This window comes from Edaphobacter sp. 4G125 (assembly GCF_014274685.1).
Taxonomy (GTDB): Bacteria; Acidobacteriota; Terriglobia; order Terriglobales; family Acidobacteriaceae; genus Edaphobacter.
Genome location: NZ_CP060393.1, coordinates 2,746,496 through 2,761,255, shown reverse-complemented (window position 1 = coordinate 2,761,255; position 14,760 = coordinate 2,746,496). Strand labels below are relative to the sequence as shown.

Here is a 14,760-nt window from a genome sequence, read left to right as displayed (position 1 = left end):
ATCTTTCGATTGAGAGAAGCATCAAAATAGAACTCAAAGGTTTGTGCATCAGAAGAATTTTGAACATCCTGAGCTGTTTCTAGCCGTCCAATCTTTTGCAGACCGGCAGAATTGTCATGTAGTGTTGTGTGATTTGTGAGGAGAAACGTTTTGTCCGAGACTCGATCTTCCAATTTCAAGGTTATCCGCTGGTCTTTGCTCTGCGCGGCCTTTTCCTTTTCCCTTATTGGTTGCAACCATCAGGAAAAAGTTGCGGCGGCTCCTGCTCAGGCGATGCCCGTAAAAGTGGCTGCCGTGGATCTTTCCCCCGTTCCCGCGTCGGACACGTACGTTTCGACAATTAAGGGGCGCCGTTCCGCTACGATGCAGCCACAGGTGGATGGCAATCTTACCCGCATTCTGGTCAAGTCGGGAGATGTCGTCAAGGCTGGCCAGCTTCTGATGCAGATCGATCCCCTGAAGCAGGCGGCGACCGTGCAATCGCAACAGGGAACTCAGGCGCAGAAAAAAGCGCTGTACGATTACAACAAAATTCAGCTGGAGCGTCAGAGGAAGCTCTACGAAGCAGGAGTAGTCTCTCGGGATGCTTTCGATCAAGCGACCCAGGCATATGAAAATTCAAAAGCCGATTATGAAGCCAACTCCGCGTTGACATCGACCCAGCAGCAACAGCTCGCGTATTACCAGATCCGAGCTCCGTTTTCTGGTGTAGTGGGAGACATTCCTGTTCATGTGGGAGATTACGTTTCTCCCACGACCTTGCTGACAACTGTTGACGAAAATATCGATCTCGAGGCGTACATCTATATCCCCACAGAACGAGCTGCCCAGATTCGCACAGGGTTACCCGTCAATATTATCGATGCGGATGGTACGAGCCTGGTAAAAACATCGATTAACTTCCTTTCCCCGCAGGTAGATAATGGTCTCCAGAGTATTCTGGCGAAGGCGCCAATTCCGCGCGGGACTAAAGGGCTTCGTACCCAACAGTTGGTCAAGGCTAGGGTTACCTGGAATTCTAAGCCTGCTCCGGTGATTCCGGTACTTGCTGTCACCCGCATTGGTGGACAGACCTTCGTCTTTGTTGCTGCACCGAAAGATGGAGGGTACTCAGCCCATCAGATTCCTGTAACGCTGGGTGAGCCCATTGGGAATACCTATCCTGTTCTGGAGGGTCTCCAGGCAGGGGATAAAGTGATCGTTTCAGGACTGCAATTCCTCCAGGAGGGTGTTCCTGTTCAGCCCATGGGCTAAGAAGAGGGACCGGTGCAGTTTTCTCTTCGCGTGCTATTTGTAGGCTGCGGAGTACGTTCGTATCACCCCTGGCGCCAGCCGCGTCGGTAAGAGGTACACCTTGTTTGTCGATTTCTTTATTCGCCGTCCGATCTTCGCGACAGTCTGCGCATTGCTTATTGTTCTTGCAGGCGCAGTTGTTATTCCATCGCTCCCCATCTCTCTCTATCCCCAGCTAGCGCCGCCTCAGGTTGTGGTGACCAGCAACTATATTGGTGCCAACTCGCAGATTGTAGAGTCTGCTGTCACAATTCCGCTCGAGACCTCCATCAATGGTGTTGAGGGGATGCGGTACATGAGCTCTACGAGCTCAAACGACGGTACTTCGCAAATTACGATTACCTTCCGTACTGGGTACGATCTTTCCATTGCTGCAGTTGACGTGCAGAATCGTGTCGCCTCAGCACAGGGACGCCTTCCTGCAACTGTAAATGCAACAGGTATTACCATCACCAAGGCGAACAGCAACTTCGTCTTTGCCGCGGGCGTGTTTTCTCGTGATGGCAAATACTCGCAAGAATTTATTTCGAACTATCTGGATGTATACGTCAAAGATGCACTAAAGCGCGTGCCAGGCGTGGGCGACGTTCTCATCTTCGGTGAGCGCAAATATGCAATGCGCATTTGGCTAGACCCGGCTAAACTAGCAGCCCGTGGCCTTACGGCGCTGGATGTGACGAATGCTCTTTCAGAGCAGAACGTTGAAGTAGCTGCGGGTCAACTTGGACGTCCTCCTGCTGATAACGCGCAAGAATATCAGATGGCCGTTCGAGTCGTCGGACGCCTCTCGGACCCGCAGCAGTTTGAAAACATCATTCTCAAAAACTCTCCGACCAATGGCGGGCTCGTTCTCCTCAAAGATGTTGGTCGTGCCGAGGTTGGAGCAGAGAGTTATGACACCAGCCTGAAGTTTTCTGGCGGTGATGCCGTCGGAATTGGTGTACAGCAGCTTTCAAACGCAAATGCGCTTGAAGTCGACAAAGAGTGCAAAGCAGTTCTAAAAGAGCTCTCCAAGTCTTTTCCTCCAGGCTTGGAGTATATTGTTGCTTTTGATACGACGACTGTGATCGGCGACAACGTCACAGACGTCGTCCATACTCTTATTGAAGCGATCGTCATCGTTATCCTGGTCATCTATTTCTTTCTTCAGGATTGGCGAGCTACGATCATTCCTGCGGCGACGATACCCGTTTCGCTGGTCGGAACTTTTGCCTTCATTAAGATCTTTGACTTCTCCATCAATTCACTGACGCTCTTCGGTATTGTTCTTGCGACAGGACTGGTCGTTGACGACGCTATCGTCGTCATCGAAAACGTACAGCGTCATATTCATGAGCAGCATTGCGACAGCCATCGAGCTACCTCTGATGCGATGGCCGAGGTCACCAGTGCAGTTATCGCAACTTCACTAGTGCTCATCTCAGTATTCATTCCGGTCAGCTTCTTCCCGGGGACAACGGGCATCCTCTACAAACAATTCTCACTAACGATCGCATTCTCGATTGCGATTTCAGCCTTCAATGCTCTTACGTTGTCTCCCGCATTGGCTGCGATTCTGCTCAGGCCCGAGCGGGCTCACGGTGGCCTCCTCGGCCTGTTTGAAAAGGGGCTCCAAAAGGTTATCTCTGGATATGCCTATCTCGTGACTCACGTGGTCAGGATGAAAACCGTGATGCTCCTGCTTTTTGCGGCGGGTCTTGCAGGCACGGTCTATATGTATAACCACGTGCCGACGGCTTTTGTCCCTACAGAAGACCAGAATTACTTCATTAACTTGGTGCAGGCCCCTCCCGGAGCTTCGCTAGCTTATACGACCGAATTGGCAGATCGTGCAGCAGATGTTATCCGGAAGAACGATGATGTTTTTGGAACGTTCTCCGTTATGGGATTTTCGCTCGCTGGTGGAAGCTCTCCAAATTCAGGCGTGATTTTTGCTCCTCTCAAGCCCATCGAAGAGCGGGGTAAGAAGGGTCCAGGGCATTCAGCCCACGACATCGTGGCCGAACTGGCTCCAAAGTTGATGCAAATTCCTGGTGGTATTGTCGCTGCCTTCGAACCGCCTGCCATTCAAGGTATCGGTTCGGTCGGTGGATTCCAGTTCATGTTGCAGGACCAGGGGCGCAACACATTTGAAGACATCGATCGGGTAGCCCATACGATGGTCGGTCAAAGCCGTGATCCAAAGTCGGGACTTGTTGGCTTATATACTCCGTACACCGCCAATGATCCGCAGCTCTTTGTAACCATCGATCGCGAGAAAGCAAAGTCGATTGGTGTGCCACTGGAACAGGTAACCTCCGCCCTAGGCACTTACATGGGTTCCAGTTACGTCAATGATTTTGATTTCAATAATCGTTCCTATCGTGTCTATGTACAGGCGGATCAAGAATTCCGACGTAATTCCAAGGACCTGCGACAGTTCTACGTACGTTCCAACAGTGGACAAATGATCCCGCTTGATAATCTGGTCTCGATTAAAGAGACGTCTGGACCGCAGGTTATCTATCACTACAACATCTTCCGTTCTGCAGAAATCGACGGTGGAGCGGCTCCAGGGTTGAGTTCAGGGCAAGGCCTTCAGAAGATGCAGGAGCTCTTCGAAAAGAACAAGATGCAGGGCATGATGTTCTCATGGACTGGTCTTGCGCTTGAAGAAATTGAATCCAGCGGTAAGGCTGCAATCATCTTTGGGCTCGGTCTGTTAGTGGTCTACCTGACACTTGCAGCCCAGTATGAGAGCTGGGTCCTCCCGTTTATTATTCTGCTGGCCGTTCCAATGGCTGTTCTCGGTGCTCTAGGGTTGGTTAGTGCCAGAGGACTGGTCAATGATGTCTATGTACAGATCGGCTTAGTCATGCTGATTGGACTCTCAGCGAAAAACTCGATTCTTATCGTGGAATTTGCTGAGCAGCAGATCGAACATGGCAAATCGGTCCTTGAAGCGGCGATCGTTGCTGCCGAACTTCGTCTGCGCCCGATTTTGATGACATCCATTGCCTTTATCTTGGGTGTATTACCGTTGTATTTTGCCACGGGTGCTGGTGCTCTCGGACGTCACTCGGTTGGTACTGCCATTGTTGGTGGCATGGTGCTCTCCACCTTCCTGAATCTGTTCTTCATTCCTGTTCTTTATGTCGTTGTAAAGAGCATCCTGGTTCGCTTCAGTTCTCGCCCGAAGTCTCGTCAGGATGGTTGTGACGACGATGAAACGGCGCTGGAGCAACAGCAGGTGACGATCAATCAGTAGTAGCCAAACAAGTAACCTTTGAGCCCGCCTTTACGGCGGGTTCAATTCTTTAAGAGCTATCATGCTCCATGGCCAAGCAAAGCTCTTGGGTATCAGAAAGTTGGATCGCGTCAGCCAATGATCCTGATGCTGACTTCCCACTTACGCATCTTCCATATGGGGCGTTCAAGGTGACAGAGGGGCAGCACCTCTGCGTAGCGATTGGTTCATCCCTTGTCGATCTTTATCAATGCGCTCAATTCGGTCTGTTTCCAAAAGCACTTATTGAACCCTGTTGTCAGCCTGTCCTTAATCCCTTGATGAGTTTGGGGACAACTTCCTGGATGTTTCTTCGGGATACGCTGACGAATCTGCTTCGACAAGACGCTCCTTCCAAAGTTCAGAAAGTGGTGGAAACCGCTCTTTATCCCATAAGCGAAGCTGTTTTACTAAACCCGGTTAACATCCCAAACTATACTGACTTTTATGCATCGATTCATCATGCATATCGTGTAGGGGAACTCTTTCGCCCTGATCAACCACTTCTTCCAAACTATAAGTACGTCCCGATCGCTTACCACGGAAGGGCCTCCTCGATCATCACAAGCAACACTTCAGTCGCTCGCCCCAGAGGGCAGTTGCGGCCCGGTACCGTTGGCGAACCACCCGCATTCTTGCCGACAAATGCCCTGGACTTTGAGCTGGAATTGGCTTTTTATGTGGGACAATCGAATCTCCTTGGTTCTCCAATTCTGATCGATCGGGCGCAGCAATATATCTTTGGCCTCTCTCTGCTGAACGATTGGTCTGCTCGAGACATTCAAGCGTGGGAGTATCAGCCACTTGGTCCATTTTTAGGGAAGAATTTTGCGACAACGATCTCTCCGTGGATCACTCCTATTGCAGCTCTTGTACCATTTCGTTCTCCGGCGTCTTTACGCCAAAGCGCTGATCCCCAGCCATTGCCGTATCTCACTTCCTCCGAAGATCAGAAAAGCGGAGCGTTCGACATTACCTTGGAAGCATATTTGCTGACTCCTGCTATGCGTGAACAAAGAATTGCACCATTTCGAATCGGCCAGTCGAACTCGCAGGGTCTCTATTGGACAGTCGCTCAGATGATTGCTCATCACACCAGTAATGGTTGCAATCTCCAGGTGGGCGATGTTATCGCTACTGGCACAATCTCTGGTCGTGACCTCTCTGCGGCAGGATGCTTGCTTGAACTGACCAAAAACGGAAGGAACCCCTTGCTCCTGCCGACAGGAGAGACGCGAGTGTTCCTTCAAGATAATGACGAAGTGATTCTGCGCGGTTCCTGCGCGCGTTTGGGGTACCCTCGTATCGGCTTGGGAGAGTGTTGCGGAAAGATCATCTCTCCGCATTCTGTCGACTAGCCAATATTGGTTCGATGGAATATCCTCATCGATGCGAATTGGAAGCGATGGAGGTATCGCAATGGCCACACTAACCCAAGCCGCTCCTGCCAAAGCTACGGATTTTCTCCCCCTCAAGGGAACGGATTATGTCGAATTTTATGTGGGGAATGCACGGCAGTCTGCGTATTACTACCGTGCAGCCTTTGGAATGACGCTTGTTGCCTATGCAGGGCCGGAGACAGGACAGCGCGATCGAGCGTCCTATGTGTTACAGCAGGGAAAAGTTCGCTTTGTTTTTACAACGTCATTGCAACCTGATTCTGCCATTGCCGAGCACGTTAATCGGCATGGAGATGGGGTTCGCGTCATTGCTCTCTGGGTAGATGATGCTCGCCAGGCGTGGCATGAAACCACAAGTCGAGGAGCACGAAATATTCATGAACCTGCTGAACTAAAAGATGATTATGGGCGCGCTGTGGTTTCATCGATCGCAACCTATGGCGATACCATTCATACCTTCGTTGATCGAACCCATTACAACGGCCCATTCCTTCCTGGTTTTCGTGCGGTAGAGCGTGATGCAATTGCACGCCCCGTTGGATTGCTTCATATCGATCACATGGTAGGAAACGTAGGTTGGCACGCCATGAATGAATGGGTGGACTTTTACGCGAAGGTGATGGGTTTCTCTCTCTATCAGCACTTCGATGATAAAGACATCTCTACCGAATACTCGGCCTTGATGTCGAAGGTAATGGCGAATGGCAATGGCTATGTTAAATTTCCGATCAACGAGCCTGCCGAAGGAAGACGCAAATCTCAGATTGAAGAATATCTGGAGTTCTACAAAGGGCCCGGGGTCCAACATATCGCGCTTGCCACCTCCGATATCCTGGCGGCGGTTTCAAAGTTGCAGCGGCAGGGAGTTGAGTTCCTAACTGTTCCTCATACTTACTACACAGAGCTTCAAAGCCGTGTAGGCCATATTGATGAGCCGATCGAAGAGCTTGAGCATTTAGGAATTCTTGTAGACCGCGACGATGAAGGATACATGCTGCAGATCTTTACGCGTCCAGTAGAAGATCGCCCGACGCTCTTTTATGAGATCATCCAGCGCAAAGGTTCTCGCAGTTTTGGAAAAGGAAATTTCAAAGCACTCTTTGAAGCAATCGAGCGAGAGCAAGCGCTTCGTGGCAATCTCTAGCAGAATTTGAGCGAATGATTATTCATCTTCGCCTGCATAATCATTCGTGTTGACTATGACTTAGGTGCAGTCCATGCTCGTGATAGAGAAGTCCTCATGAGCACACAAACGATCGAACTCTCGCAACCCATTCCACTGGTGGTCTCACCAAAATCTGCCTACTTGATGTGTTCCCCGCGTCTTTACGATGTCACCTATGTCATCAACCCATGGATGACCGACAATCTTCATGCGACATCGCGACAACGCGCATTAGCCCAGTGGCAGCGTCTTTATAACGCACTTGAGGAGATAGCAGAGATCCAGTTGATTGATCCTCAGCCAGGTTCACCCGACATGGTCTTCACTGCAAATGCTGGTTTGGAACGCGATGGGATCGTTGTACTTAGTCATTTTTTTCATCCAGAACGTCAAGCCGAAGAGCCGTACTTCAAGCAATGGTTTCAGCTTTTCGGATACGCGGTAATCGAAGTCCCGCGAGAAACGCCATTTGAAGGCGAGGGAGACGCTCTTTTTTCAGCAGCTGGTTCGCGTTTGTGGGCGGGCTATGGAATGAGAACTGCGAAGGAGAGCCATCGCTACCTTGAACGCGCATGGAATGTCGAAACGGTATCATTACATCTTGTAGATCCACGCTTCTACCACCTGGATACTTGCTTTGCACCTCTGAGCAATGGCTACGTCATGTATTATCCGGTTGCTTTTGATGCGGTTTCTATCGCCCAAATTGAAAATTTTTATCCTTCACACAAGCGGATCATCGTCTCCGAAGCAGATGCAACCCGGTTTGCCTGCAATGCAATCAATATCGATCGTACTGTCTTGATTAACAACGTCAGCAGGGAATTGTCGGAACGACTTAACGCTGTAGGATTCAAAGTCGTTTCATTGGATTTGAGTGAATTTTTGAAGGCTGGTGGAGCTGCGAAATGTCTTGTGATGAAGCTCAGTAAATCGAATCCAAACTTGGCTGGTTAATCGACGAGACCCAACTGTAATTGCTGTTTGATTTTCGAAAGATCCTTCCAGGGATCTTGCTTCAATCGGGACTTCCATTCTGCTAATTCGGCAACGCGAAAGACGGGCCTTTCTGTCGACTTCTGTAACTCAGTCCAGAGTAGGGGCATTGAAACAGGAGCGCCAATTCGCGCGCGAGGCGAATAAGCCGCAACTGAAGTAGCACCACGCTCATTTCTCAGATAATCCAGATAGATTTTCCCTCGCCGCGCTGCCTTGGTCATCTTCGTCAGATATCGTTGTGGCGCATTTTTCTCCATGACGAGTGCAAATTTACGCGCGAACTCCTTGACTTCTGGCCATGTATGCTCTGCTTTGATCGGCGCAATGATATGTAGTCCTTTGCCTCCAGTGGTCTTTACAAAGCTTTCGATCTTGAGCTTCTTTAATCCTCTTCGAAGTTCAAATGCGGCATCAACAATCTCCGACCAATCCAGTTCCTCATCGGGATCGAGATCGAAGATCAATCGGTCTGGATGTTCCAGATCTTCATTGCGCGATCCCCATGGATGCACCTCAAGGACCCCCAATTGAGCCAGTCCGGCTAGAGCCTCGACGGTATTTAGGGTGATATAGGGTTCTACCTTTCCCTTCTTATCTGCAATATCGACGCTGCCGATCCCCTTCGGAAGCATGGAGTTCACATGTTTCTGAAAGAAACAAGGCTTTCCTGAGCCTTCAGGACACCTCACCAGGCTCACAGGACGACCCTCAATCTGAGGAAGCATCCATTCCGCAATCGCCCAGTAATAATCTGCAAGTATCTGTTTTGTCATGCCCGATGCTTCATCCAATATTTTTTCCGGGTGAGTCAAACGTATCGATGCATGTTCGTTACCCTCAACATCTTTTTTCTCAGTTGTCTTTCTGCTTGGTACCTCAACTTCTCCTTGCGGAGAATGCAGGTGCCGCCCTCTTGCCCGCTTGGGGCCGATGGATGTATCAGGCTCTTCGCGTACAACTTCTTTAGCGGGTTTGTCTTCTCGTAATCCAAGAAAGGCTGCTTGCCGAATCAGATTGTCTGCTGTCCATGTCGCGAACCGCACTTGAGCTACCATCTCTGGTCTTACCCAAAGTGCGTCCTTTCGTGCATCTCCTGGCAGGCTAGCGAAAGGGCTCTTTTCTTGCGCTAATTCTTCCAGACAATCGCGTACCAGCTTGTGGGTCTTATGGTTGAATCCAGTTCCAGCGCGTCCTGCGTAAATCAACTTCCCCCGATCGTAGTAACCCAATAGCAGCGCACCTACGCCGCGAATATCATTTGAGGGAAGAGTGTAACCTCCAATCACAAACTCTTGTTCGTGCAGACACTTTGTTTTGATCCAGTCACTGCTGCGACCAGAAATATATCGTCCGTTCGCGTTCTTTGAAAGGAGCCCCTCAGCTTGTAATTCGCACGCCTTGTGTAACAGTGCTCTGGCATCCTCGGTTTCGATGTGCTCGCTGAGCCGCAGCAGGTCCTGATTGATGTCAACCAGAAGGTCACTTAACAAAGCCTTGCGTTCTTTGAGGGGGAGATCGCGTGTGTTTTTACCCTCCAAGTGCAATAGATCAAATGCAAAGTAAGTAACTGTATGTTGAGCTCCCTCTTGCAGTGAAATTTGCAGATCAGCAAAGCTCGTCGTTCCATTTGGCTTGAGAACGACAAGCTCTCCATCTAAAGTTGCTTGATCGACCGCAAGCTTTGCGATTTCATTTGCCGTCGTCTGCATTCGATGTGTCCAGTCCAGCCCCTTTCGAGTCAACATCTGTACGCGATCGCCATCCTTGCGCGCTTGAATCCTGTATCCGTCCAACTTCAACTCGTGCAGCCAGCCAACTCCTGACGGTGGCACCTCTTTCATGGACGCTAGTTGAGGCGGCAGAAACTCAGGCTGCTTTTCTTTCGGAATTTCCTTAAGCCGTTGTTGAAAGCTCGACGGTATGCGTTTCGTAGCGCCTTTTGTTGGTTCCTTGCGAAACCACGCCTTTTCTCCCGAGCGAGTATCCTTTGAGTTCCAGACATGATCTCCACTGTTGGCAATCTCTTCAATGGAGCGTCCGGTCACAACGCTGTCTGGTTCTGATTCTGTAATCGGTGTTTCATCCTGTTTTCTCTCGAATTCATCATGTTCTTTGATCAGCAGCCAGTTGGGCTTTTTCTCTTTTGCCCATTTACCTCCCATGCGGATCAAAGCCCATTTCCCCTGAAGCTTTGCCCCATGCAAAATAAACTTCAGACTTCCATCTCTCAATCCTGCGTTGACATCGGTATATCCAGGCTGTGGGTCCCATGTTCCCTGGTCCCACAACATTACTGTTCCGCCGCCATACTGACCCTTCGGGATGATTCCTTCGAACCCTCCGTATTCCAGAGGATGATCTTCCACCTGTACGGCCAGCCGTTTGTCTCCGGTGAAATAGCTAGGTCCTTTGGCGATGGCCCAGCTTTTCAAAACACCATTCCACCCCAGCCGAAAGTCGTAATGCAGATGCGAGGCAGCATGCTTTTGTATGCAGAAGGGAAGTCCTTCGACAGAGGTACTATCGCTATCCTTGCCACTGGGTTCCGAGGTGATATTGAAGTCGCGCATGGAACGATAGCGTGCAAGCTGCTCATCCACAGCATCTGCCGCATCGTTCTGTTGGATATATAATTTCTTCTTCGCTGCAGACTTGGTCGCCTTTTTTAAGGCTGTCTTTCTCGAACCCGCCATCATTGCTCCTGCACGTCAGCATCTGCGGTCACGATTTTTGACGAAGCCTGTTACGCCGACTTCCGCTTACCTGAAGATTTCCCCGGCTTTACCAGCGAAATGCCTTCCTTTTCTTTGGATGCAGCAGATCGAACGGAGGAAGACGGTTTCTTCTTGGTAGAAGAAGTTGCTTCCACCTCTTTCCCGCCAACGCTCTTGCGTAGAGCATCCATCAGGTTAATCACCTGTCCGCGTCGCGGAGCAGCTTCTTCTTCCTTCGGTATCGGCAGATTCTGAATCTTTGCCTCGACAAGTTCTCGGACGGCTGCCTCATATTGGTCTTTGAATTTATTGGGTTCGAACTTTGTAGCTTTTCGCTTGATCAGTTCCAAAGCCAGTTCAAGAGAGTCTTGATTGACAGCAACTTTTTTGATGTCCTTGAAGTACTCTGCGGGATCTCGAAGTTCGTCCTGATACCGCATGGTGTATCCCATCATGCCGCCCAGCTTGTCGTCCTCACTCGCCGTAATCGCAAAGACATGTTCTCGTCCCCCAAAGGCGATCTTTCCTAATGCGGCCTTCTTGCTCTTCTTGAGTGCAGCGCGCACCACGGTATAGGCCTCTGTCTGAACGTCATCTTCCGGAACAATGAAATACGGCTTTTCCATATACTCCGGAGTCAATTCATTCAGATCAATAAACTGGGATACCTCAATTGCATGTTTAGAGGGAATACGGAGCTCTTCCAACTCCTTGGGCTCGATCATGACGTATTCGCCCTTGCGATATTCGTAGCCTTTTACAATGTCGCCCTTGTCGATTGCCTCTGCGGCTTCGCCTGGATTGTCCTCGATCGAGCTCGCAGCAACCTTCTGGTGCCGCACGCGTTCTCCCGTCTTTCGGTTGATCTGGTGAAAACGAATCTCGCTCTTGGATTCTGTAGCCACAAACAGCTTTACGCCAAAGGACACCAGCGATATCTGGATCTGCCCAGACCAGTAAGGACGTGCCATTCCATCAACCTCACAGACAAGTTCTGCTAAGCGCAGTCGTTTCTAGGTAACTTGTACCTATTCCATCAGATTCCCCACGATACTCTGAAGGATGCCAAAATTGCACAACATTTTGGGCCCCCTGAAGAGGCACACCATAGATACGGTGTGTTCTTCAGGGAAGCCCGTTATGCAGTGTTTGTTATGTCGAAACCTGTAGGTTTGCATCAAGCAAAACGGAAGATTACTGGCTTGCAGGATGCAAATCGCGCTTCCACAACCGAACCGGCATTGGCTGGAGTATTTCCAGTCCAGCTTCCAGTAGTAATCCAGTCGCCTTTTTTCAGTCCTTCGGTGCGGCTCGCTCCTTCATTCGCCAGCCATGGGAGTAGTCGCATCAGGTCGCCAGCAGTATTGGATCCCCTACGCTCCACTCGCACGGCTCCATCGATTGAGACCGATACAGACTCGGTAGAAAAGTCGATATTATGCCAGTTCGGGACCGCCTCGCCATAGACGAATCCACCATGCACGGCCATATCGGCGGTTGCGGTAAGTTTCGTTGCCTGCGCAGGATCCAGTAGTGCCGTTTCAAGAATTTCAATCGCAGGATGCATACTGGCAATCGCAGCAATCACCTCTTCACGGGTATAAGGTGTATCGCGTGGTGGTAGATCGGTCCCCATCTTGAATGCGATCTCTGCTTCGATTCCGCGGTAGCGATGGGTCACTCCCCTCAGATCGCATCCGCTGCATGTAATCCAGGCCGCCGGCATCGGAGCAAAAGAAGGCGTAGCGTCGGCAGTTGGAGCGCCCACCTTCCATCCACCGTTCTCCTCATATGCCCAGGACATCCTATCTTGCACAAAATAAGCCTCTTCTAGTGTTTTCGGGCGTAGCTCAATTGGAAGGTCTACGATTGGGTGGCAGGTTCGTCGAGCATCGAGCAGCAGGTCAGCTGCACTCATCAGGTCTTTTTCACGAGCAGCAGTAATCATGCCAGACAGTTTGCTCTCTTCTGTTCGAGGAAGGCAACTCCAGACGCGATTTCTGGAGAAATTTGTGCACAACTGTTACCTTTAGCAGTCATTCTTGATCCAACTAGACGAAGGGAATTTTGGCGCTGCCATGCTGATTCGTGGTTCGAAAGTGATTGGTTCCGATCTCCGTTCTTCCGAGATAACTCCGCAAAGTGCGTTTGAGCGCTTTCAGCAGAATCGCCGTCGGATTCTTACTGGAGTGGTAACCACCGGAGTTGGAGCGTTCTTTGCCAGCCGAATCCCTGGATTTCTGGAGCCTGAAACTACTGTCCACGCGCAGGCTCTGCCAGCGGCTCCGAGCAAATACACCACCTCTGAGAATCAGACTCCGTTTGCTAAAGCAACCCATTACAACAATTTTTACGAGTTCGGCACCGAGAAGGATGATCCGGCCAAAAACGCTCACACTCTCAGGACGAGGCCCTGGACCATTCATGTAACAGGAATGGTCAAAAAGCCACAGACTTTGGATATCGACACGCTTCTGAAGTACCGCTCAATCGAATCACGAATATATCGACATCGATGCGTCGAAGCCTGGTCCATGGTGATCCCCTGGGATGGTTACTCGCTATCGGAGCTTATAAATCTCTGCGAGCCCCTTCCTAGTGCGAAATATGTTCAGTTTTTCACCCTCGTCGATCGCAAACAGATGCCCGACCTTCCCGGAGGCTATGACTGGCCCTATACCGAAGGGCTGCGACTAGATGAAGCTATGCACCCTCTCGCGCTTCTCACCTTTGGTTGTTACGGCCAGGTCCTCCCCAACCAGAACGGAGCGCCGATTCGCGTCGTCATGCCCTGGAAGTACGGTTTCAAAAACGCGAAATCAATCGTCCGTATTAACTTCACTGACAAACAGCCCCGAACAACCTGGAACGAGATCAATTCGCGCGAGTATGGCTTTTACTCCAACGTCAATCCGCATGTTGATCATCCTCGCTGGAGCCAGGCCCACGAGCGACGCATCGATAGCTCTACGTTTCCCCGCACGATTCCCACGCAGATGTTCAATGGCTACGATGAGGTCGCCAGTCTTTATAGCGGAATGGATCTCAAGAAGTATTACTAATGTTCGTCTTGAGCCCGCCATTCCGTAGCACAACGGATGAACCCGCCTTTCAGCGGAATCTGTTGCGGTACAGCGTATAAATGACTCATATCATTTTCATGACCAAGCGTTTCATGATGCTCCTCAAGGCAATCGTCCACCTGCTCTGCCTTGCGCCGTTCTTTTATCTCCTGCGCCTCTACCAGAGCGGAGCGCTAGCGCTCGATCCTGATCCTGTCGCCTGGATCACCCACTTTACGGGGAACTGGGCTTTGTGGATGCTCCTCATTTCGCTTGCGATTACGCCAATCCGCCGCCTCTCCCCGCAGATTGCATGGCTGGTTCGTTTCCGGCGGCTCATTGGCCTCTATGCCTTCTTTTACGCTTCATTGCACTTGGCCACCTATATCTTTCTTTTCTCCGGATACGATCTGCCTTCAGTTCTGGTAGCCACTCGCGCGGGGCACCCTGGTGCAATCTTCGAGGAGTGGAAGCAGATCTGGCCCACAATCTGGGACGACGTCCTGAAACGCCGTTTTATTCAGGTTGGTTTCCTGGCATGGGTCATCCTGCTTGCTTTGGCTGTAACCTCACCCTCGTTCATGTTGCGTGCAATGGGAGGGAAAAACTGGCAGCGCCTGCATTGCTTCGTCTATGTTGCTGCGGTGGCAGCGGTCATCCATTTCTGGTGGCTGGTCAAAACAGGAGTTCGCACGCCTTGGAAGGTGACCGCGATTCTAATTGTCTTGTTCTTTGCGCGCCTGATTTATAGCGCTATCCGGAGATCAGAGGCACACGTTACTGTCTATCCAGCAAGGCATTAGACCGTTTGGTTGTGGATGAGATTTATGAACCCGTTCTCTTACCGCTGACCCAGCGCCAC

At 50.6% G+C, this 14,760-nt stretch carries 10 protein-coding genes; 7 read left to right on the top strand and 3 right to left on the bottom strand.

The genetic code is table 11. From position 1 onward, the window contains the following. Window positions 1-150 precede the first annotated feature (150 nt). From H7846_RS11520 to H7846_RS11500, 5 genes are all read left to right on the top strand, one after another. Window positions 151-1,254: an efflux RND transporter periplasmic adaptor subunit gene (locus H7846_RS11520; protein ID WP_255460583.1), complete on the top strand. Its 1,104-nt coding sequence runs from the start codon at window positions 151-153 to the stop codon at window positions 1,252-1,254. Window positions 1,255-1,354: 100 nt separating this feature from the next. Next, entirely contained in the window at window positions 1,355-4,540 is a 3,186-nt protein-coding gene (locus H7846_RS11515) for an efflux RND transporter permease subunit (RefSeq protein WP_186692241.1), read from the top strand. Between the two features lie 68 nt (window positions 4,541-4,608). Further along, window positions 4,609-5,916, top strand: a complete 1,308-nt coding sequence (gene fahA / locus H7846_RS11510) for a fumarylacetoacetase (protein ID WP_186692239.1) — start codon at window positions 4,609-4,611, stop codon at window positions 5,914-5,916. Window positions 5,917-5,977: 61 nt separating this feature from the next. After that, window positions 5,978-7,102, top strand: a complete 1,125-nt coding sequence (gene hppD, locus H7846_RS11505; protein ID WP_186692237.1) for a 4-hydroxyphenylpyruvate dioxygenase — start codon at window positions 5,978-5,980, stop codon at window positions 7,100-7,102. 96 nt (window positions 7,103-7,198) lie between these two features. Then, the gene (locus H7846_RS11500) at window positions 7,199-8,080 is read left to right on the top strand and encodes a dimethylarginine dimethylaminohydrolase family protein (RefSeq protein WP_186692235.1); all 882 of its coding nucleotides are present in this window, start codon (window positions 7,199-7,201) and stop codon (window positions 8,078-8,080) included. Here H7846_RS11500 and ligD read toward each other — a convergent pair. From ligD to H7846_RS11485, 3 genes are all read right to left on the bottom strand, one after another. Then, the gene (gene ligD, locus H7846_RS11495) at window positions 8,077-10,815 is read right to left on the bottom strand and encodes a DNA ligase D (protein WP_186696342.1); all 2,739 of its coding nucleotides are present in this window, start codon (window positions 10,813-10,815) and stop codon (window positions 8,077-8,079) included. The genes H7846_RS11500 and ligD overlap by 4 nt on opposite strands. Before the next feature lie 50 nt (window positions 10,816-10,865). Further along, on the bottom strand, window positions 10,866-11,807 hold the full coding sequence (gene ku, locus H7846_RS11490; RefSeq protein ID WP_186692234.1) for a non-homologous end joining protein Ku: 942 nt from the start codon (window positions 11,805-11,807) through the stop codon (window positions 10,866-10,868). A 206-nt stretch (window positions 11,808-12,013) separates the two neighbouring features. Continuing rightward, window positions 12,014-12,784, bottom strand: coding sequence for a 2-keto-4-pentenoate hydratase (locus H7846_RS11485; RefSeq protein WP_186692233.1), 771 nt, complete (start codon window positions 12,782-12,784; stop codon window positions 12,014-12,016). Window positions 12,785-12,878: 94 nt separating this feature from the next. Here H7846_RS11485 and msrP point away from each other — a divergent pair, with 94 nt between their 5' ends. Further along, a complete protein-coding gene (msrP, locus tag H7846_RS11480) occupies window positions 12,879-13,898 on the top strand; it encodes a protein-methionine-sulfoxide reductase catalytic subunit MsrP (RefSeq protein WP_370561241.1) in 1,020 nt (339 codons plus the stop codon). Between the two features lie 80 nt (window positions 13,899-13,978). After that, a complete protein-coding gene (locus H7846_RS11475; protein WP_255460581.1) occupies window positions 13,979-14,701 on the top strand; it encodes a protein-methionine-sulfoxide reductase heme-binding subunit MsrQ in 723 nt (240 codons plus the stop codon). Window positions 14,702-14,760 lie beyond the last annotated feature (59 nt).